At 65.8% G+C, this 19,732-nt stretch carries 21 protein-coding genes and 1 pseudogene; 10 read left to right on the forward strand and 12 right to left on the reverse strand.

The annotated features are described in order from the left end of the window. Both ATE71_RS17400 and ATE71_RS17405 read right to left on the reverse strand, forming a co-directional pair. A pseudogene (locus ATE71_RS17400) lies at positions 1–426 on the reverse strand (pyridoxal-dependent decarboxylase, exosortase A system-associated); the annotation flags it as partial. Continuing rightward, positions 423–1,955 (reverse strand): acyl-CoA ligase (AMP-forming), exosortase A system-associated, encoded by a 1,533-nt coding sequence (locus ATE71_RS17405; protein ID WP_058804609.1) that lies wholly within the window; start codon positions 1,953–1,955, stop codon positions 423–425. The gene ATE71_RS17405 and the pseudogene ATE71_RS17400, both read right to left, overlap by 4 nt. 35 nt (positions 1,956–1,990) lie before the next feature. Between ATE71_RS17405 and ATE71_RS17410 the strand changes: the two genes are divergently transcribed. From ATE71_RS17410 to ATE71_RS17425, 4 genes are read left to right on the forward strand one after another with little or no spacing between them, the layout of a single operon-like run. Then, positions 1,991–2,980: a GNAT family N-acetyltransferase gene (locus ATE71_RS17410; protein WP_058804610.1), complete on the forward strand. Its 990-nt coding sequence runs from the start codon at positions 1,991–1,993 to the stop codon at positions 2,978–2,980. Continuing rightward, positions 2,977–3,243 (forward strand): acyl carrier protein, encoded by a 267-nt coding sequence (locus ATE71_RS17415; protein WP_058804611.1) that lies wholly within the window; start codon positions 2,977–2,979, stop codon positions 3,241–3,243. The genes ATE71_RS17410 and ATE71_RS17415 overlap by 4 nt, the downstream gene beginning before the upstream one ends. Before the next feature lie 16 nt (positions 3,244–3,259). Next, entirely contained in the window at positions 3,260–3,928 is a 669-nt protein-coding gene (locus tag ATE71_RS17420) for a hypothetical protein (protein WP_058804612.1), read from the forward strand. After that, entirely contained in the window at positions 3,913–4,731 is an 819-nt protein-coding gene (locus tag ATE71_RS17425) for a hydrolase 1, exosortase A system-associated (RefSeq protein ID WP_058804613.1), read from the forward strand. The genes ATE71_RS17420 and ATE71_RS17425 overlap by 16 nt, the downstream gene beginning before the upstream one ends. Here ATE71_RS17425 and trxB read toward each other — a convergent pair. Then, complete coding sequence (gene trxB, locus ATE71_RS17430) at positions 4,710–5,675, reverse strand: thioredoxin-disulfide reductase (protein ID WP_058804614.1); 966 nt, start codon at positions 5,673–5,675, stop codon at positions 4,710–4,712. The two genes, ATE71_RS17425 and trxB, sit on opposite strands and share 22 nt — an antisense overlap. A 93-nt stretch (positions 5,676–5,768) precedes the next feature. Between trxB and ATE71_RS17435 the strand changes: the two genes are divergently transcribed. Next, complete coding sequence (locus ATE71_RS17435; protein WP_058804615.1) at positions 5,769–6,392, forward strand: class I SAM-dependent methyltransferase; 624 nt, start codon at positions 5,769–5,771, stop codon at positions 6,390–6,392. Positions 6,393–6,587: 195 nt separating this feature from the next. Here ATE71_RS17435 and ATE71_RS17440 read toward each other — a convergent pair whose 3' ends face one another. The 5 genes from ATE71_RS17440 to hisG form a co-directional block, all read right to left on the reverse strand. Then, a complete protein-coding gene (locus tag ATE71_RS17440) occupies positions 6,588–8,705 on the reverse strand; it encodes a sodium-translocating pyrophosphatase (RefSeq protein ID WP_058804616.1) in 2,118 nt (705 codons plus the stop codon). Between the two features lie 182 nt (positions 8,706–8,887). Continuing rightward, entirely contained in the window at positions 8,888–9,817 is a 930-nt protein-coding gene (gene thiL / locus ATE71_RS17445) for a thiamine-phosphate kinase (protein WP_058804617.1), read from the reverse strand. Between the two features lie 46 nt (positions 9,818–9,863). Further along, positions 9,864–10,316, reverse strand: a complete 453-nt coding sequence (gene nusB / locus ATE71_RS17450) for a transcription antitermination factor NusB (protein WP_058804618.1) — start codon at positions 10,314–10,316, stop codon at positions 9,864–9,866. Beyond that, positions 10,313–11,611, reverse strand: coding sequence for a histidinol dehydrogenase (gene hisD / locus ATE71_RS17455; RefSeq protein WP_058804619.1), 1,299 nt, complete (start codon positions 11,609–11,611; stop codon positions 10,313–10,315). Before hisD ends, nusB begins: the two co-directional genes overlap by 4 nt. After that, complete coding sequence (gene hisG / locus ATE71_RS17460; protein ID WP_058804620.1) at positions 11,598–12,254, reverse strand: ATP phosphoribosyltransferase; 657 nt, start codon at positions 12,252–12,254, stop codon at positions 11,598–11,600. The genes hisD and hisG overlap by 14 nt, the downstream gene beginning before the upstream one ends. A 39-nt stretch (positions 12,255–12,293) precedes the next feature. Here hisG and ATE71_RS17465 point away from each other — a divergent pair, with 39 nt between their 5' ends. After that, a complete protein-coding gene (locus ATE71_RS17465) occupies positions 12,294–13,373 on the forward strand; it encodes a DUF2332 domain-containing protein (RefSeq protein ID WP_058804621.1) in 1,080 nt (359 codons plus the stop codon). A gap of 149 nt (positions 13,374–13,522) precedes the next feature. Here ATE71_RS17465 and ATE71_RS17470 read toward each other — a convergent pair whose 3' ends face one another. The 3 genes from ATE71_RS17470 to ATE71_RS17480 are packed head-to-tail and all read right to left on the reverse strand — an operon-like array spanning position 13,523 to position 15,056. Continuing rightward, on the reverse strand, positions 13,523–14,407 hold the full coding sequence (locus ATE71_RS17470; RefSeq protein ID WP_058804622.1) for a pirin family protein: 885 nt from the start codon (positions 14,405–14,407) through the stop codon (positions 13,523–13,525). Continuing rightward, positions 14,407–14,781 carry a cupin domain-containing protein gene (locus ATE71_RS17475; protein WP_058804623.1) on the reverse strand — a complete coding sequence of 125 codons (375 nt, stop codon included), beginning with the start codon at positions 14,779–14,781 and terminating at the stop codon, positions 14,407–14,409. Before ATE71_RS17475 ends, ATE71_RS17470 begins: the two co-directional genes overlap by 1 nt. Beyond that, positions 14,778–15,056 carry a BolA family protein gene (locus ATE71_RS17480; RefSeq protein ID WP_235588063.1) on the reverse strand — a complete coding sequence of 93 codons (279 nt, stop codon included), beginning with the start codon at positions 15,054–15,056 and terminating at the stop codon, positions 14,778–14,780. Before ATE71_RS17480 ends, ATE71_RS17475 begins: the two co-directional genes overlap by 4 nt. 77 nt (positions 15,057–15,133) lie before the next feature. Here ATE71_RS17480 and ATE71_RS17485 point away from each other — a divergent pair, with 77 nt between their 5' ends. From ATE71_RS17485 to cobS, 3 genes are all read left to right on the forward strand, one after another. Further along, entirely contained in the window at positions 15,134–15,727 is a 594-nt protein-coding gene (locus ATE71_RS17485) for a J domain-containing protein (RefSeq protein WP_058804625.1), read from the forward strand. A 10-nt stretch (positions 15,728–15,737) separates the two neighbouring features. After that, positions 15,738–16,175 carry an ester cyclase gene (locus ATE71_RS17490; protein WP_058804626.1) on the forward strand — a complete coding sequence of 146 codons (438 nt, stop codon included), beginning with the start codon at positions 15,738–15,740 and terminating at the stop codon, positions 16,173–16,175. Positions 16,176–16,267: 92 nt separating this feature from the next. Continuing rightward, complete coding sequence (cobS, locus tag ATE71_RS17495) at positions 16,268–17,257, forward strand: cobaltochelatase subunit CobS (protein WP_058804627.1); 990 nt, start codon at positions 16,268–16,270, stop codon at positions 17,255–17,257. Between the two features lie 28 nt (positions 17,258–17,285). Here the strand turns inward: cobS and ATE71_RS17500 are convergent, their stop codons facing one another. Continuing rightward, complete coding sequence (locus ATE71_RS17500; protein WP_201022976.1) at positions 17,286–18,386, reverse strand: DUF5694 domain-containing protein; 1,101 nt, start codon at positions 18,384–18,386, stop codon at positions 17,286–17,288. 116 nt (positions 18,387–18,502) lie between these two features. Between ATE71_RS17500 and ATE71_RS17505 the strand changes: the two genes are divergently transcribed. Beyond that, complete coding sequence (locus ATE71_RS17505) at positions 18,503–19,729, forward strand: alpha/beta hydrolase (protein ID WP_058804628.1); 1,227 nt, start codon at positions 18,503–18,505, stop codon at positions 19,727–19,729. Positions 19,730–19,732: the final 3 nt, after the last annotated feature.

Raw genomic sequence — 19,732 nt, forward strand, 5'->3', positions numbered from 1 at the left:
CGACAGCGCCCGGTCCGCCTCGCCCGCCGATTCGAGATTGAGCGTTGCGCCTGCCGAAATCGCCGCCTCGAGCTCGCGGTCGCGCTTGCCGGGCCCAGCAAAGCTGATGTGTCCGGCCGCCATGCCGCAGCCCAACGCAGCCTTGAGTTCCCCGCCCGAGGCTACATCGAACCCGTCGACGAGCCCCGCCATATAGGCGAGCAAGGGCGGATAGGGATTGGCCTTCATCGCATAGTGAAGCTGGACCTCGGCGGGCATCGCCGCGCGCCATTCGGCGACACGCGCGGTCAGCATCGCGCTGTCATAAACGAACAGGGGCGTGTCGCCCGCGGCGTCCGCGAGCGCCTCGGCGCGGTCGCCGCCGATCAGCAACATGCCACCCGCATCGGCCCGGAAGCCGGGAGGGATCGGACCATGCGGTTTCATACCGGCACCTCCAGCGCCCAATCGGCCGCGATCGCGACGCGGTCGAGCTTGCCGTTCGGGTTGCGCGGCAGTTCGCCGCGCCATTCGATGACCTGCGGCTGCATGAAATTGGGCAGATTCTGGCGGAGATATCCGGCCAACCCCTCTTCATCAGCCACCCCGCCCCGGCCGCGCACGATCAATATGATCGCCGCGCCGAGCCTTGCATCGGGCACCCCGAACGCCACCGCCTCAAAGATCAGGCCCGACGCGACCGCGACATCCTCGACCTCCGTCGGGCTGACGCGGTTGCCCGCCGTCTTGATCATCGCATCGTCGCGGCCAACGAAATAGAGCAGGCCTTCGCCGTCGCGGCGCACGGTATCGCCCGACCACACCGCCATTCCGCCATATTCGGACGCACGCGGCGCGGGTTTGAAACGCTGAGCGGTGCGCTCTTCATCCTGCCAATAGCCCTTGGCGACGAGCGGACCGCAATGGACGAGTTCGCCCGGTTCCTCGTCGGCGGTGATCGTACCGTCGGGCCGGCATACCAGGATTTCGGCGTGCGGGATCGCGCGGCCCATCGAAGTCGGGTGATAGGCGACGAGTTGGGGGTCGAGGTAGGTCGAACGAAAGGCCTCGGTAAGCCCATACATCGGATAGATATCGGCCTTCGGAAATGTCCTCCGCATCGCTTCTATCAGCGAGGGCGTCAACGCGCCGCCGCTGTTGGTCAGGCGCTTGAGGAGCGCCGCGGTGTCGGCGGGCCATTCGGCCTCGACCAGCTGCACCCAGAGCGGCGGCACTCCGGCGAGCGTCGTGGCGCCATGCCGCGCGACCGCCTTCACGACGTCGCGCGCGGTCAGATAGTCGAGCAGCGCCACAGCGGCGCCCGCATGCCAGCTCGAAAGCAGCTGGTTCTGGCCATAATCGAAGCTGAGCGGCAACACCCCGAGCACCCGGTCTCCGGGCGTGATTTCGAGATAGGACGCCACGCTTTCGGCGCCGAGCCAGAGATTGGCGTGGCTGAGCATCACGCCCTTGGGCCGGCCCGTCGATCCGCTGGTATAGAGAATGGCGGCGAGATCGTCGGGTTCGGCGACCGAGAGCGGCAGCCCCTGCCCTTCTGAATCAATGACTTCCTCGCCGATCTTGAGATTCCGCACCACGCATCCATTGGGAAGGCTATCGCCGAGCATCTCGCCGCGCGCGCCGTTCGTAACGAGCAATTTTGCGCCGCTGTCGGACAGGATATGCGCGACCTGCGGGCCCTTGAGCAGCGGATTGACCGGAACATGGATCAGCCCGGCGCGCGCCGCGGCAAGCGGCATCAGGCAGGCGAGCCGCGTCTTGGCGCTCCAGCTTGCGACGCGTTCGCCGGGACCGCCCGCCTGTTCGAGCAGCCAGGACGCCAGCCGCCCGACGCCGGCATCGAGTTCGGCGAAGGTCATCACCTTGTCGCCGGTCAGCAGCGCAACCGCATCGGGCGCGCCACGGCGGGCGAGGTGGTCGATCGGCCTGGAAGAAGGGTTTTCGGCTTTGGTCATCGGCTGTTAGGACTGCAGTGATAGAGGGCCGCACCATGCAAGGGAACGGTGAAGATCAAGCTAATGATAATGCGGCACGCGCCGCAGGCTTTGCCTCGCCGTTCGATCGCACGTCCTGGTTCGACCTGCTGGCGGCGCATGGCTTCGCCGGCGAAGGCCGGATTGATGCGCGCGGCGAGGCTGGGGCGACCACCGCCTTTTTACCGCTCCGTATCGACAAGCCCGGGCAGGTTTCCGGGCTAACGAACTGGTACAGCTTCGCCATCCGGCCGCTTTACCGGGGCGCGGCCGATCGCGATGCTGCGCTGACGGAGCTCTTCCGCAGCTTCCGCAAACGCGCCGCACGGCTTTCGCTCTATCCCGTCCGCGACGAAGATCGCGAGGGCATCGACGCTGCGCTCCGCGCCGCGGGCTGGTGGACGAAGGCGGTCGCAGCGGGCCACCGCCATTGGCTCGATCTGGGCGACATGGATCACGACGGCTGGTGGGCCACCCGCCCCGGCGCGCTCCGCAGCACCGTGCAGCGCAAGGCAAAAAAGGGGGTGGTCGATATCCGGCTGTCCACCACCTTCGATCCCGAAAACTGGGCGGCCTATGAGCAAATCTACGCCGCGAGTTGGAAACCCGAAGAGGGCCATCCCGCCCTGCTCCGCGCCTTCGCCGAAGCCGAGGGTGCGGGCGGGCGGCTGCGCATGGGGATCGCCCGGATCGAGGGTGCGCCGGTCGCGGCGCAGTTCTGGACGGTGGAGGATGGCACGGCCTTCATCCACAAGCTCGCGCATGTCGAGGACAGCCTGAAGGCCTCGCCAGGCACCCTGCTGTCGGCCGCCTTGTTCCGCCATGTGATCGAGATCGATGGGGTGCGGCGCGTGGATTTCGGCACTGGCAACGACGCGTACAAGCGCGACTGGATGAACCGGCACGATCCGCTGTGGCGCATCGAGGCTTTCAATCCATCGCGCATCGCGGCATGGGGTCCGGCATTCAAAGCCTTTGCGCGAACCCTGCTCAGGAAAGACACATGACCCAAGCCAATAGCGTCGATGCCACCCTCCGTACCTTGCTCGCCGACGTGCTTGGGCTGGGAGAGGAACGCGCCGCGGCGCTGACCGAAGACAGCGGCCTGTTCGGCGAGTTGCCCGAGTTCGATTCGATGGCGGTCGCGACAGTGCTGACCGAGATGGAAGACCGGCTTGGCATCATCATCGACGATGACGAGGTCGATGGCGAAATCTTTGAAACCTACGGCAATTTGCTCGCCTTCTCGCTGCGCAAAGTGACCGACTGAGCCGGACGCGGGACGCATGGCCGAACATCAGTTGCGCATTGACCATGCCGGCGCCCCGCGCGCCACCATCGTCGTGGTTCCGCCGCTGTTCGAGGAAGCGAACCGCATGCGCCGCACGCTGGTGCTCGCGATGCGCGCGCTGGCAGCCGACGGCTTTGCAGCGGTGCTGCCCGATCTGCCGGGGCAGAACGAGAGCCCGGTCCCGCTGGCCGAGGTCGACCTTGATCGCTGGCGGGATGCGTTTGCCGAAGCGGTATCGGGGGTCGATGGCCCGGTGATCGTCGCTTCGTTTCGCGGCGGCGCCCTCATCGATCACAAGGCGAACGCCGAGGCGTGGTGGCGCCTAGCGCCGGTCGGCGGCGCATCATTGCTTCGCACCTTGTTGCGCGCGCGTGTCAGCGCCGACCGCGAAGCCGGCATCGCGTCGTCGCTTCAGGAGCTTCAGGATCAAGCCAGAACCGCGCCGCTGCTGCTCGCCGGCAATCGCCTTTCGCCCGCGATGATCGCCGGCCTCGGCGCGAGCGAGGCACAGGCGGTGGGGCCTTTGCGCAGCATTGGCCTGGGTACCGACGGCATCGCGGGAACGCCGCTGTGGCTGCGCGCCGAACCCGGCGAAAACGCGGCGATGGCGCAAGCAATCGCCGCCGACATTGCGGCGTGGAGCAAGACATGCGGCATCAGCTGAGTTTCACCTGCGAAGGTTGCACGCTCGCGGCGACGCTCGACGATGCGCCGGGCACCACCGGGCTGCTGATCGTCTCGGGCGGCAACGAAGTCCGCAGCGGCGCCCACCGGGGCATGGCGACGCTGGCGCAGCAGGTCGCGCTGGCTGGATATCCAGTATGGCGGTTCGACCGTCGCGGAATCGGCGACAGCGAAGGGACGAACGGCGGATTCCAAAACAGCCGCTCCGACATCGCGGCTGCGATCGCCGCCTTTCGGCGGGCCGCGCCGCAGGTTACGCGCATCATTGCTTTCGGCAATTGCGATGCGGCGAGCGCGTTGCTGCTGCACCAGCCGCTCGCGCTCGACGCGCTCATACTTGCCAATCCATGGACTTATGACGGCGAACAGGCCGACGAGGCGGCCGAACCGGCCCTCCCGCCGGTCTCGGCAATCCGTGCGCGCTATTTGTCCCGGCTGAAGGATCCCAAGAGCCTGTTCCGGCTGATCAGGGGCGAAGTCGATTTGCGGAAGCTGTTCCGCGGACTGTCAGCGCTCGGCGCTCCGGCGGCACTCGCTCCGCCCGGCGGCCTCGCGGCGCGGATCGACGGCGCGATCGCGGCGCTTGCGGCGCCCGCAACGATCCTGCTGGCGACCGGCGACCGGACCGCACAGGCCTTTATCGAAAATTGCCCTGCGGCGCTGCAACGCATTCCGGTCGAGCGCCTCGCCAGCGCGTCGCACAGCTTTGCCGGCGACGACGCGGAATGGCTCGCGGAACGGATATTGGCGGCGCTGTCCGGTCAGGCCGTCGCCATCGCGTGATATTCGGCTTCGGCGAGGAAGCGTTCGGCGTCGAGCGCGGCCATACAGCCCATGCCCGCGGCGGTCACCGCCTGGCGATAGACCTTGTCGGTGACGTCGCCCGCGGCGAAGACGCCCGGAATCGCGGTGAGTGACGTACCCGGGGTCACCTGAAGATAGCCATCGTCGTCGAGCGGTAGCTTGCCCTTGAACAAGTCGGTCGACGGGCTGTGGCCGATCGCGACGAAGCCACCGTCGGTGGGTTCGTGGCTTTTCTCGCCGGTGACCGTGTCGACCAGGTCGACGCCGACGAGGCCGGTCAGGCCTTCGCCCGCAACGAAGCGCTCGACGCGCTTGTTCCAGAGCGTCTTGATCTTCGGATTGACCATCAGCCGGTCTTGCAGGATTTTTTCGGCGCGCAGGCTGTCGCGGCGATGGATCAGCGTGACGTCCTCGCTGTGGTTGGTAAGGTAAAGCGCTTCCTCGACCGCAGTGTTGCCGCCGCCGATCACGACGACCTTCTTGCCGCGATAGAAAAATCCGTCGCAGGTCGCACAAGCCGAAACACCCTTGCCGCCAAGTTCCTGCTCGCCCGGAACGCCCAGCCATTTGGCCTGCGCACCGGTGGCGATCACCAGCGTTTCGGCCATATAGACCTCGCCGCCATCGCCGGTCAGCTTGAACGGGCGGCGCGACAGGTCGACGTCGACGATCGTGTCCCAGATCATGCTGGTGCCGACGTGCATCGCCTGCGCGGTCATCTGTTCCATCAGCCAGGGACCCTGCACGACTTCGGCAAAGCCCGGATAATTTTCGACATCGGTGGTGATCGTCAGCTGGCCGCCCGGCTGGAGTCCCTGCACGACGATCGGCATCATGCCCGCACGCGCGGCATAGATGGCGGCCGACAGGCCGGCGGGACCGGAACCGAGGATGAGCATCTTTGTGTGGTGGACGGCGGGCATGGCGATCTTTCATTGGCTGTGCGGACAGCACAGATGGGTGTTGCCAACCGCGCTAGCAAGGCTCACCTTCCGCGCCAAGGGGGAGCGACGCAAATGGCGAGCTGGTGGGAACGTCACGGAGTACCGCGCCTGATCAAATGCGCCTGTTCGCAGGGGCAGATCATGAAGGTGCGCAGCAAGGTCGTGCCGCATGCGCGGGGCAAGGTGCTGGAGCTTGGCTGCGGCGGCGGGATCAACATGGAATTCTATCGCCTTGGCCAGATCGAGAGCTTCAGCGGACTCGACCCCTCGCCCGAATTGCTCGCGATGAGCGTCGCGGCGGCGGCGGCGCGCGGGATCAATGCCGATATCCGCGAAGGCGTCGGCGAGGCGATGCCTTTCGAGAGCGCGCAGTTCGACACTGTCGTCACGACCTTCACGCTCTGCTCGGTCGCCGATCAGGCGGCGGTGCTGCGCGAAATCCGCCGCGTGCTGAAACCGGGCGGCACCGCGCTGTTCCTCGAGCATGGCGCCGCGCCCGATGCCGGCGTCGCGAAATGGCAGCGGCGGATCGAGCCCATATGGAAACGGATCGGCGGCAATTGCCACCTGACCCGCCCGATCGCCGATGCCTATGCCAAGGCGGGCTTCGCGGTCGATCGGCAGGCCGCTGCCTATATCCCCAAAACGCCGCGCCCGTTCGGCTGGTACGAATATGGAGCCGCGCACCCCGCCTGACGAAGAGAGCATTGCGAGATGATCGGTGTCTGGCTGCTCACCGCCTCCCTCCTGTTTCTGCGTGCGCCATCGGCGGCCGAAGCGCGCAAGGTCGCGCTGATGATCGGCAACGTTAGCGACTGTCAGGTCAAGACCAAAAAAGGCCCCGCCGGATCGCTCCGGCGGGGCCCTTCATTGCCCCCGGGGCCGCCCGGCTTACGCCGCGCCGTGCGCCAGTGCTGCGAGGAGCAGGATCGCCACGATGTTGGTGATCTTGATCATCGGGTTGACCGCCGGACCTGCCGTATCCTTGTACGGATCGCCGACGGTGTCGCCGGTCACCGCGGCCTTATGGGCCTCGCTGCCCTTGCCGCCATGGTTGCCGTCTTCGATATATTTCTTGGCATTGTCCCATGCACCGCCGCCCGAGGTCATCGAGATGGCGACGAACAGCCCGCCGACGATCACGCCGAGGAGCAGCGCACCGAGCGCTTCCAGTGCCGCGGCCGGGCCAGCCACCGCGCGGATCACGAAGAATACGACGATCGGCGCGAGCACCGGCAGCAGCGACGGGATGATCATTTCCTTGATCGCCGCCTTGGTGACGAGGTCGACGGTGCGGGCGTAGTCGGGGCGGCTGGTGCCGTCCATGATGCCCTTGTTGTTCGCAAACTGGTCGCGGACGTCCTTCACCACGTCGCCCGCCGCGCGGCCCACCGCGGTCATCCCCATCGCACCGAACAGGTACGGCAGGAGCGCGCCGAGCAGCAGCCCGACGATGACATAGGGCGACGACAGCGAGAAGGTCAGCGGTGCATCGATACCGAGCTTCGCCGAATATTCCGCGATGTCAGCGGTATAGGTGCCGAACAGCACCAGCGCCGCAAGACCCGCCGAACCGATCGCATAGCCCTTGGTCACCGCCTTGGTGGTGTTGCCCACGGCGTCGAGCAGGTCGGTCTTTTCACGAACCGAATCGTCGAGACCGGCCATTTCGGCAATGCCGCCGGCATTGTCGGTGACCGGGCCATAGGCGTCGAGCGCGACGACCATGCCAGCGAGTGCCAGCATCGCGGTGGCGCCGAAAGCGATGCCGATGATGCCCGCGGTCTGATAGGCGACGATAATGCCGACGCAGATGACGAGCGTCGGCAGCGCGGTCGATTCAAGGCTGATGGCGAGGCCCTGGATCACGTTGGTGCCATGGCCCGTTTCCGACGCCTTGGCGATGCTGCGCACCGGGCGATAATTGGTGCCCGTGTAATATTCTGTGATCCAGATGATCAGCCCAGTAATGACGAGACCGAGCAGCGAGCAATAGAAGAGGTCGCTGCCGTTGAACTCGGTGCCCGTGATGTTGCTGCTCATGTCGCCGCCCAGCGCATAGCTGGTCGAGAACCATATCGCCGGGATCGAGAGAACGGCGGTGACAAGGAAGCCCTTGTACATCGCGCCCATGACATTCGTCCCGCTGCCGAGACGCACGAAATAGGTGCCGATGATCGACGTGATGATGCACACACCGCCCATCAGCAGCGGCAGCGTCATCAGCGGCACCAGCATATCCCCCGCGCCTTTCAACAGCAGCGCGATCAGCACCATGGTGGCGCCGACGGTGACGACATAGGTTTCGAAAAGGTCGGCTGCCATGCCGGCGCAGTCGCCGACATTGTCGCCGACGTTATCGGCGATCACCGCAGGGTTGCGCGGATCATCCTCGGGAATCCCCGCCTCGACCTTGCCGACGAGGTCGGCGCCGACGTCGGCCGCCTTGGTGAAGATGCCGCCGCCAAGACGCGCGAAGATCGAAATCAGCGACGCGCCGAACGCCAGCGCGACGAGCGCGTCGACGACGGTGCGGTCGTCACCGCCCACAGTATAGCCGCCCGGGCCGATCAGATACCAGAAGAAGACCGAGATCGCGAGCAAGGCAAGGCCCGCCACCAGCATGCCGGTGATCGCGCCGGCGCGGAACGCCATGGTCAGCCCCGCTTGCAACCCGGTCTGCGCCGCGGCCGCGGTGCGGACGTTCGCCTTGACCGAAATATTCATGCCGACGAAACCGGCGACCCCCGACAGGACGGCACCGATGACGAAGCCGGTCGCCGAAATCGGGCCGAGGAACAGCCCGACCAATATGGCGACGACGACGCCGACGATGGCGATGGTACGATATTGGCGGCCCAGATAGGCCTTGGCGCCTTCCTGGATGGCGCCGGCGATTTCCTGCATCTTTTCATTCCCCGCCGATGCGCTGAGCACCTGCCGCGAGGTAATGAACCCATAGAGCACAGCCAAAAGGCCGCACGCTATCGCGATCAAAACCGGATTCATGCGTGTTGCTTCCTTCCCATGAGAAGGGCGACGCAGAAGATAGCAGTCGAGCACGTCCGACTTATTGATGCCGGTTCGCTCTCTCCCCTGATGCGACCGCCCCAAATTTGGACGCCGAGTTATGGGAAGAAAGGATGCGGCGCGCAACCCCGCTTATTCGGCTGAATTCCGTACCCGCAGGATCAATGCATGAAACCGAGGCGAGCGGGCAAGGCGATGCGCTGCGCGCGATGCGTGAGCATGATTCCCTCGCCGACCCCGGCGTGGCCGATCGGCGTCACCGCGACGTTCAACCCGGCAGCGATCTCGCGGATCGCCACCGCCGCCGACGGATCGGCGGCAAACAGCAATTGGTAATCGTCGCCCGCCGTCGCGGCGGCAAGCCGCGTATCGAGAATGTCGGGACGCACCGCGAGCAGAGCCGCCGACAGGGGCAGCGATTCCAGCATGAAGCCAAGTTCGCACCCGCTCGCCTGTGCCATCCGCTGCGCATCGATGAGCAGCCCGTCGGACACGTCCATCATCGCGTGAACATGGCGCGCCACCGCCTGACCAAAGGTGAGCTGCGGCTGCGGCCGTTTATAGGCGGCGAGACAGGTTTCATTGGCCTGCTCCTGCCCCAGCCGCATCGCGAGGCCGAGCCCGGCGTTACCGATCGTTCCCGTCACCCATATCTGGTCGCCCGGCCGCGCGCCGCTGCGCGAGGGGGCTCCTCCCGGCGGCGCGTGCCCGATCGCGGTCAGCCCGAAGCTGCGCGGCGCACCCGCTGGCACGCGCACCGTGTCGCCGCCGAGCAGGATGATGCCGAAACGGCGCAGCACAAGGTCGAGTCCTTCGGCGAACCCCGCGTCCCACGCGTCGTCGCCGAGGCTGTAACCGACCAGCACGCCGACGGGCGCCGCCCCCTTGGCCGCCAGGTCGGACAGGTTCACCGCAACGAGTTTCCACGCCACATCTTGCGGCGTGTCGTCGGGCAGGAAATGGATGCCCTCGACGATCATGTCGTGGGTGAGCACCAGCCCTTCCCACTCGGCCGCGTCGTCGACGAGGCCGCGCGCGGCGGGATCGGTCGCGATGCTGCGTAGACGGGCAATGAAATCGGCTTCGGACATGCGCGCCCCTTTCGCCCGAAGAATGTGCCCTAATTCCGTTCGTGTTTTAAGTGGCTTTGCGCACATCCTTGCCGATCGCGTCGAGCAGGCCGTTGGCGAAGCCGGCCTCGCGGCCGTCGAAAAAGGCCTTGGCGACATCGACATATTCGCTGACAACCGCGCCGACCGGCACGTCGCCGCGCGCGACGAGTTCATACACGCCGGCGCGCAGGATCGCTTTCATCGTGCGGTCGAGCCGGTCCATCGTCCAGCCGCTGGCGAGCCGTGCGACGATCGCCGCGTCGATCTCGTCGGCGCGCGCGAGCGTGCCTTGGACGATATCGTCGAAGAACGCTGTGTCGGCATCGGCATATTCGGCGTCCTCGATCGTCGCGCCGATGCGATGCTGGTGGAATTCGTGGATCAGCTTGGCGACCGGGGTCGCTTCCATCTCGTGCTGGTACAGCGCCTGCACGGCAGCAAGGCGGGCGGCGGAGCGGGATTGGGTGCGTTTGTTCATGCCTGTTTCAATCTGTTGGCGACGCTGAGCGCGTGCGCAGGAAGTCCCTCGGCACCGGCAAGCGCGACCGCGGCCGGACCGATGGCGGCAAGGCTCGCCTCGTCGAGCGCGAGGAAGCTGGTGCGTTTCATGAAGTCGGTGACAGACAGCCCGCTCGAAAAGCGCGCACGGCGGCCGGTGGGAAGGACATGGTTCGGGCCGGCGACATAATCGCCGATCGCTTCGGGCGTCTGGCGGCCGAGAAAGACCGAGCCCGCGTGGCGCACCTTGGCGAAAAGCGCGTCGGCCTCGGCGGGATCGACCGCAAGTTCGAGATGTTCAGGCGCCAGCCGGTCGCAGAGCGGAATTGCGTCAGCCAAGGTCGGCACGACGATCACCGCGCCATTATCGGCCCAGCTCGCCTGCATCGTCGCCGCGGTGCCGAGCGTCGGGATGACCTGCGCGACCGCCGCCGCGACCGCATCGGCAAAATCGCCGTCATCGGTGAACAGGATCGACTGGCTCGTCGGGTCATGCTCGGCCTGGCTCAAAAGGTCGGCGGCAATGACGTGCGGCGCATTCTTGTTGTCCGCAACGACAACGATCTCGCTCGGCCCCGCGACCATGTCGATGCCGACGACGCCGTAAAGCTGGCGCTTCGCCTCGGCGACCCAGGCATTGCCGGGGCCGGTCACGACATCGACCGGCGCGATGCGGGTCGTGCCATGGGCGAGCGCCGCGATCGCCTGAGCGCCGCCGATCCGCCAGATTTCATCGACGCCCCCGACATGCGCCGCGGCCATCACGACCGGGTTGACTTGGCCATCGGGCGTCGGCGTCACCATCACGATGCGCCCCACCCCCGCGACCTTCGCGGGCAAGATGTTCATCAGCACCGACGAGGGATAGGCCGCGCGCCCTCCGGGGACATAGACCCCCGCGGCATCGACCGCGTTCCAACGCGCACCAAGCCGCGCGCCCGTCGCATCACGATAGTCGCGATCCTCAGGCAATTGCGCGGCGTGATAGGCGCGGATACGGTCGGCGGCGAGGTTCAGCGCATCGCGCAGCTCGGGCGCGAGCGCCGCATAGGCGGCGGCGCAATCCTCCTTCGAAATGCTCCACCCACGCGCATCGAGGTCAAACCGGTCGAATTTTGCGGTATAACCGGCAAGCGCCGCGTCGCCCTCGGCCTTCACGCGCGCAACGATCGCGGCGACGTCGGCCGACACGTCGGACGCGCTTTCGCGCCGGTCATTCACCAGCGCGTCGAATTCGGCCGCAAAGCCGGGCGCCGAAGCGTCAAGCCGCCGCATCGCCCACCGCCTGACGGAAGCGTTCGACGAGCGCCGGCACCTCGGCCGAATTGAGCTTGAACGCCGCGCGATTGACGATCAGCCGCGCCGAAACCTCGCTGATGATCTTCTGCTCGGCGAGCGCATTTTCGACGAGCGTGCGCCCCGTCGACACCAGATCGACGATGTGCGACGCGAGCCCCAGCTTCGGCGCAATCTCCATCGCGCCATTCAATTTGATGCACTCGGCCTGGATGCCCTGCGCCGCGAACCAGCGCCGCGTCGTCGCGGGATATTTGGTCGCAACGCGAATATGGCTTTCGCCCAGCCCCGGCGGCGCGCTGCCTTCGGGTCCCGCGAGCGACAGGCGGCAATGACCGATGCCGAGGTCGACCGGCGCATAAAGTTCCGAATAATCGAACTCGTCGACCACATCCGATCCGACGATGCCAAGCTGCGCCGCGCCGTGCGCGACAAAGGTCGCGACGTCGAACGCGCGCACGCGAATCAGCGAGATGTGGGGCTGATTTGTCCCAAAAACTAACGCCCTGCTTTTCTTGTCGAAAAACTCGTCGGACGGTTCTATCCCAACGCGCGCAAGCAGGGGCAGCGCCTCATCGAGGATGCGCCCCTTCGGGATGGCAAAGATGATCGGTTCGGGCATAGGCTTGCGCGCCCATAAGCGGCGAGAGGAAAAAGGGCAATGAGCGACCGCTACGACTTCATCGATATGGCGGAAACCGGCCCGAAGGCCGTCCGCACCGCCTTTGCCAATCAGGTCGCCTATTGCCGTCATAATGATGCGCGGGTCACCGCACGCGTCGTTGCGGCACTGGGGTCGCTGCTCGACAAGCCCGCCAGCGAGTTCGCGCGCCGTATCGCGGGCTGGAAGGGTGCCCCCCTCGCCGATGCGCTGCCGCTGCGCGCCGCGGGCGGCCTTCACGCGCTCCACCTGTCGGGCGCAGCGCACGAGCTAGCGCCCGTCTATGCCGATGCCGAGGATATCAACGACGACGCCATCGTCGCCGGCGTCGTCAACCGGCACGAGGCGGCGCTGCTGCCGTGGCTCGACGGACCGCCCCAGACCAACGAAGCCGGGCGCTCCTCGAATTTCATCGCGGCGATGCTGTGGCTCGCCGAGCAGGGCCTGCCGCCGCGTTTCGACTGCCTCGAAATCGGATCGAGTGCCGGGATCAACCTGATGCTCGACCGCTATCACTACGACCTGTGCGGGGTGCAGGTCGGGCCCGAGCCCGGCGCGATGGCCTTCACGCCCGAATGGCGCGGCCACCATCCGCCGATGCACGATATCGCCTTCGCCGGGCTCAGGGGCTGCGACGTGGCGCCCGTCGACCTGACCGACCCGGCGCAGGCCCTGCGGCTCAAGGCCTATATCTGGCCCGAACATCATATCCGCTTCGCCCGCATCGAGGCGGCGATCGCCGCCGCATCGGACAAGCCGCCGCATTTGGTCCATGCCAATGCTGCGGATTTCGTCGAGGCCGAACTAGCGCGGCCACAGGCCAAGGGCACGACGCGCGTCCTGATGCACTCGATCGTGTGGCAATATGTGCCCAGCGACCAGCAGGCGCGGATCACCGCAGCGATGGAAGCCGCTGGCGGCCGGGCGACACCCGAACGGCCGCTTGCGTGGGTCGCGCTGGAGGCCAACCGGACCGTGCATCATCACGAACTGGTGGTGCGCCACTGGCCCGCCGGCGGCGCGCCGAAAAAGCTCGCCCATGCCCATGCCCATGGCGCGTGGATCGAATGGACCGGCTGACGGCCGGCAGGTAACGTCGGCTTTGCGGCGGATTTCTTCCCTTCGTCATCCCGGAGTTGATCCGGAGTCGAAGCAGCGCCGAAGTCATGGACGCCGATCAAGTCCGGGGCGGCGATGGTCGAAAGGGCAGCTTTGGGCCAAAAGCGGACTTATGGATAACTCACCGTCTTCGGCACCTCGGGAATCGGGATGAATTCCTCGCTGTCGCCGGGCACGATCGGGAATTTCCGGTCCTTCCATTCCTGCTTCGCTTCGTTGATGCGGTCGCGCGACGAACTCACGAAATTCCACCACACATGGCGCGGGGTCGGGAACGCCTCGCCGCCGAGCAGCATCACGCGCGCGTCGCTGGTTGCGCGGAGCGTCATCGCCTGCCCGGGTTTGAGGATATAGAGGCTGTAACGCTCGAGCGGCTCACCATCGAGGGTCGCATCGCCAATCGCCACCAGCACTGCGCGCTCGTCCGCCTCGGCGTCGATCGGCAGCGTCGCACCGGCGTTCATCAAGATGTCGGCATAGATGGTCGCGCTATGCTGCGTCGTCGGCGCGGTCGCGCCCCACAGGCTGCCCATGATCACGCGCGCCGATACGCTGCCGTCCTCGACGAGCGGCAGCTGATCGGCGGGGACATGCTCGAACGCCGGGTCGACCTCTTCCTTCCCGTCGGGGAGCGCGAGCCAGGTCTGCATGCCCGAAATGCCCGATCCCGCCGCGCGTTCGGCCGGTGGCGTGCGCTCCGAATGCACGATGCCGCGTCCCGCGGTCATCAGGTTGCACGCGCCGGGGCGGATTGTCGCATAGGTGCCAAGGCTGTCGCGATGGTCGATCGCGCCCTCGAACAGATAGGTGACCGTCGACAGGTTGATATGCGGGTGCGGGCGCACGTCCATCCCCTGCCCGATGTCGAAATTCGCGGGGCCGAACTGGTCGACAAAGATGAAGGGGCCGACCATGGTCCGTGCCTTGTTCGGCAAGGTGCGGCGCACGTCGAAGGCGCCGATATCGTGGGTCGAGGGGGTGATGACGGTGAACATCAGTCGAGCCTTTCCAGAGTCTTTCGGGTTTTCTCGGTTTCGACATTGCCGGTGTTCAGCGTCGAGTTGGGTTCGAGCAGCAGCACATGGCATTCGCCGTCCAGCGCCTCGGGACAATGGTCGACGCCGTGCGGCACGATGATGAACTCGCCGGGCTCGACGATCACGGCACGGTCGCGAAACGCCATTTTCATCCGGCCCGCAACGACGAGGAAAAGCTCGTCCTCGATGTCGTGATGATGCCAGTCGAACTTGCCGTCGAGCTTGACCAGCTTGACCTGGAAATCGTTGATGTCGCCCGCGACGCGCGGGTTCCACGCATCGGGAATATTTGCGAAAGCGTCGGCAAGGTTGACCTTGTCCACCATCGTCATTCGCCCGGCGCTGTCGCGCGGATCGCGAGTGCGTGGACACGCTGTCCGGGCAGGTCGCCGAGCGCCCTGTTCACGGTGCGCTGGCGCGCGACGCGGTTCATTCCGGCAAAGCCCGCCCATTCGACGTGCAGGCTAAAATGCGATTCGCCGCTACCGTCGTCGCCAGCGTGCCCATGATGTTTTGCGCTGTCGTTGCTGAGGGTGAAGTTGGCGTCGGGAAAAGCTGCACGGAGCAGGTTTTCCATCTCTCGCTGTACGGGGCCTTTGTTGCTCATGGGGTTGACCATAAGCCCTCCGTCGCCAAATTATAAGGCCCCCCAAAGCCCTCCCCCTTCGATTCCGAAAGCCCGTCGTGCCGTCCTCTGCCCGCCCTTCCCGATTTCACGGCCGCGTCCCGCGCGAGGAACGCTGCGCCGCGCCCGGCTGCCGCGAGGCAGGCGAGTTTCGCGCACCAGTCTCGTCGCAGCGATCGCCCGACGGCCCGCCGCCATACCGCTGGCTGTGCCTCGACCATGTGCGCGAATTCAACGCGGGCTATAATTTCTTCGAAGGGATGAGCGCCGACCAGATCATGGCGGCGCAATCGCCGACCGCCGGATGGGAAACCGAAAGCCGCGCCTTCCGCCCCGCGGGTAGCGCCGACCTGCCGCCGCGCTGGGCCGATTTCAAGGACCCGATGGACGCGCTCGGCGCACGCTTTCGCCAGCGGATGGACGCGGCGCGGCGCGAAGCGGCAAATCCCCACCTATCGCGTGAGGAACATGACGCGATGCAGTTGATGGCGCTGCCCGCCGACGCCGACCGCGCGGCGCTGCGGCGGCGCTACAGCGAACTCGTGCGCAAATATCATCCCGACCGGAATGGCGGCGATCGCAGTTTCGAAGCAAGGCTGGGTGCGGTAGTCGAAGCGTATCAACTGCTCAGGAAGAGCAAGGCGTTCGCATAGGAGAGCCGCAATGACCGACTTGGACGAAGCACGGATCGAGGTGGTGCGCCGCCATATGGCGCTGGAGATCACGCACGACTGGGACGGCGTCCTCGCGACCTTCGATCATCCGCGCTATGAATTGATGGGGCCGGGGACGATTTTCGACGGCGAGGCCGCGGTCCGATCCTATTTCGCCTCGTCGCGCGAGCCTTTTCCCGACCAGGCGAACGAAGTCATCGCAATCGCCGCTGACGCGGCGACGAACACCGTACTCGTTGAATTCTGGCTAACCGGCACGCATCTCGGTCCGCTCAAGCTCGGCCTGCGCACGATCGAGCCGACAGGCAAGGCGTTCCGCATTCGGATGGCCGCGACCTTCGAATTCGCGCCCGGCGGCGACAAGATCGTCTGCGAACGTCCCTATTACGACCAGTCGGCGGTGATGAAGGCGCTCGGCCTGCTCTGAAAAGGCGTTGCAAGCCGCAACCCATGACGATACCGCCACGGCGAAGCGCCGCCGCGCGGCGACTCTCCCCGTTTGCTTGCTGGACTTTTGCCATGACCGATATTCCGAACAGCCTTCCCGATCACCACGGCTCGACGCTGCTGGCAGCGCCCGATACCGAGGTCGATGCGCGCGAAGTCTTCGGCGTCGATATCGACATGAAGGTCCCGGCGTTCAGCGAAGCCGACGAGCGCGTCCCCGATCTCGATCCCGCTTATGTCTTCGACGGCGATACGACGCTCGCGATCCTCGCGGGCTTCAAATATAACCGCCGCGTGATGGTGCAAGGCTATCACGGCACCGGCAAGTCGACGCATATCGAACAGGTCGCAGCGCGGCTCAAATGGCCGTGCATCCGCGTCAACCTCGACGCGCATATCAGCCGCATCGACCTCGTCGGCCGCGACGCGATCGTGCTGCGCGACGGCCAGCAGGTCACCGAATTTCGCGAAGGCCTTCTCCCTTGGGCGTTGCAGACCCCGACCGCGCTCGTCTTCGACGAATATGACGCCGGCCGTCCCGACGTGATGTTCGTGATCCAGCGCGTGCTGGAGACCGAGGGCAAGCTGACCCTGCTCGACCAGAACCGCGTCATCCGTCCGAACCCGCACTTCCGCCTCTTCTCGACCGCGAACACCGTCGGGCTCGGCGACACGAGCGGGCTCTATCACGGCACGCAGCAGATCAACCAGGGCCAGATGGACCGCTGGAACATCGTCGTTACGCTGAACTATCTGCCCGCCGCGACCGAAAGCGCGATCATCCTCGCCAAGGTGCCAGACACCGACGAGACGACGATTGCCAATATGGTGAAGGTCGCGGACCTCACGCGCCAGGGCTTCATCAACGGCGATATCTCGACGGTGATGTCGCCGCGCACGGTCATCAGCTGGGCGCAGAACACCGCAATCTTCAACAATATCGGCTTCGCCTTCCGCCTTTCCTTCCTCAACAAATGCGACGAGGCCGAGCGGATGATCGTCGCCGAATATTATCAGCGCGTGTTCGGTGAGGATTTGCCCGAAAGCGTGATCGGCAAATAAATCGTCGGACGCCGGGCCCGCTCGGCAGCTATTCCAGCACGGCCTTGGCGTCGACCAGCCGGATGTCGTGCATCATGTGCAGATAGGCTTCATAATAGCCCTTGTGCGATGCGCCCACGATCGCGAGCATTCGCGTGCCGGGCTGCCGCGCCATTACGCGGCGGATATTGGCGACCATCCGCAGGTTGCGCGTTTCCCACCAGCCCGAATAGCGTCGCGCTTGATGTTTGGATGACACGTCGGCGACCGCGGCGCCGAAATCGCTTTCAAAGGCCAGCCGCATGGCCTGCGCGCTGTTATATTCGCGGTAGATGGTGAGCACGCCGTCGCCGTCGAGCCGCTTCATCAGTTGATCGTCGATCGCCTTGCGCTTGTCGGTCGCGGGATTGTCCCATGCGCGCTGGAGCGCGGCGCCATAGGCAGCCTCGTCTTCCGCCGATTCGGAAGGAAAGTCCGCGCTGTGATCATCGACCGAGTAGACGCGCTGGAGGCCGAGACGCGCCGCGAGCGCCGCGGCGATCAGATAATTTTCGTTCCGCCAGCCCACAAGCTTGTTCAACCGTTCGACGAGCGGATCGCCGAGCCCGTCGCCGGCGCGGCGTTCGGCGGGGGGTAGTTGGAGCCATTGGACCAGTGCCGAGGCCTGCTCGCCGCCCGCAAGGAACACGGCGGCGAGGCGGCGGCGCTGCGCCGCGGTCGGATTGTCGGGCCAGGCCGCGAGCAGCTTTTCCGCTTCGGCGGTCGCTGCCGGCACATCGAGCCCGGTCGCCTCGCGCGCGGGTTCGGGATCCCAGCAATAGCTTTTGTGCACGTCGGGATAGACCGCCGCATAGCGCCGCAGCATGTCGCATTGCGGCCCCGACACGGCCTCGATAGCGATTTTCTGCGGACGCCACGCCGCAAGACGATCAAGCAGCGGATCGAGGCTTTGCGCCTGAAACTCCTTTGGGAAGCCCGAAAGATGCGGGGTGCCGAGCACCAGCACCTCGCCCGGCGGACCGCCGACATTCTCCTTGAGCGCGCTCGGATCGAAGCTGGGTACATAAGTGGTCGGCGCCGGCGCGGCGGCCGTAGGTATGGCGGCAAGCATCAGTGCGGCGATCAGGGTCAAAGGCTGTGTCCCGTTCATGCGGCGTGTCCACGCCAAGTCTTTGCGAGCATATCAATGTGTGTTATTCAGTCAACACAGTTGGCTGCGCTATTTTACGACTTCCCCTGCCGGGCCTCGTCTGCCAGCATTCCGTCATGCCCTGCCCCCCTCAGCGCACGTCTGCCGTCCCCCTGTCCTACCGGTTGTTCGCCGCAATCGCCTCCATCCTGTTGTCAGGGTGCAGCATTGCGGCGGTCGATTATGGCAAGATCCGCCACGCCGACTATGTCGCCGAACCGCGCTGCACGGCGCAGCCCGGCGCCGCGGTCGACGAGGCTGCATTGCCCTATTTCTTTGCGACGAGCCGCCTGCCCGATTGCCGCACGAGCGAGATCGAATTGCTCCGCCACCGCGGCGACCGCATCCGCTACGGCCGCTTCAACGCGCCGCGCGAGGTCGTCGTGGGCAAGAAGAAACGCTTCCTCCCGCCGCTCGCCTTCCAGAACTCCGTCGACTGGTGGCGCGCGTTGCAGGCCGAAACCGATCGCAAGCAAGGGCGCGTACTGCTCTATGTACACGGCTACCGGGAGAATTTCTCGACCACGTCGAAGGACGCCGCGCAGATCGCGCGCATGACGGGTTTCGACGGTCCGATCGTCGAATACAGCTGGCCGTCGCAGGGCAGGCTTCTGAGCTATGTCGTCGACGAGACGAACATGTATCACGACGTCCGCAATTTCCGCGACTTCCTGAAGTCGCTAGCCGAACAGCCGTGGGTCAAGGAGATCGTCGTCGTTTCGCATTCGCTGGGCGCGCGGCTGGTGATCCCGGCGATTTCCTATGTCGATCGCACGTCTAGCAGCGCCGACAGTAGCAATATCTCGAACATCATCCTCGCCTCGCCCGATATCGATCGCGAAACCTTCGAACGCGACATCGAGGACGAAGTGCTGTCGGCGCGGCGTGTCGCCAACAACCGCCGGATCACCGTCTACACGTCGCGCGCCGACAAGGCACTTGCCGCCTCGCGCGCGATCCACGGCTATCCACGGCTCGGCTCGCCCTATTGCTTCGACCCGTTCGAAGCGGCGGAACTCAAGGCCAGGGGGCTGCCCGAACGCTGCTATCCCGCGTCGCGCCCCGGCCTGACGGTCGTCGACACGACCGACGTATCGCGCGGACCGACGGGTCACAGCGATTTCCTGCGCAGTGCAGTGGTGTGCCGCGATTTCGTCGACGTGGTCGCGAACAAGCGCACGCGCCCCGAGCGGGTCGCAACCGAATGGGCGCATGTGTTCCGCCTGATGCCCGATCCTGCGGTGCTGAAGGACGGCGACGATTCAATCTGTCAGCGGACGCCCGAAGTGGAAGAGCCGCGGTGAGTC

The organism is Sphingopyxis sp. H115 (assembly GCF_001468465.1).
GTDB lineage: Bacteria > Pseudomonadota > Alphaproteobacteria > Sphingomonadales > Sphingomonadaceae > Sphingopyxis.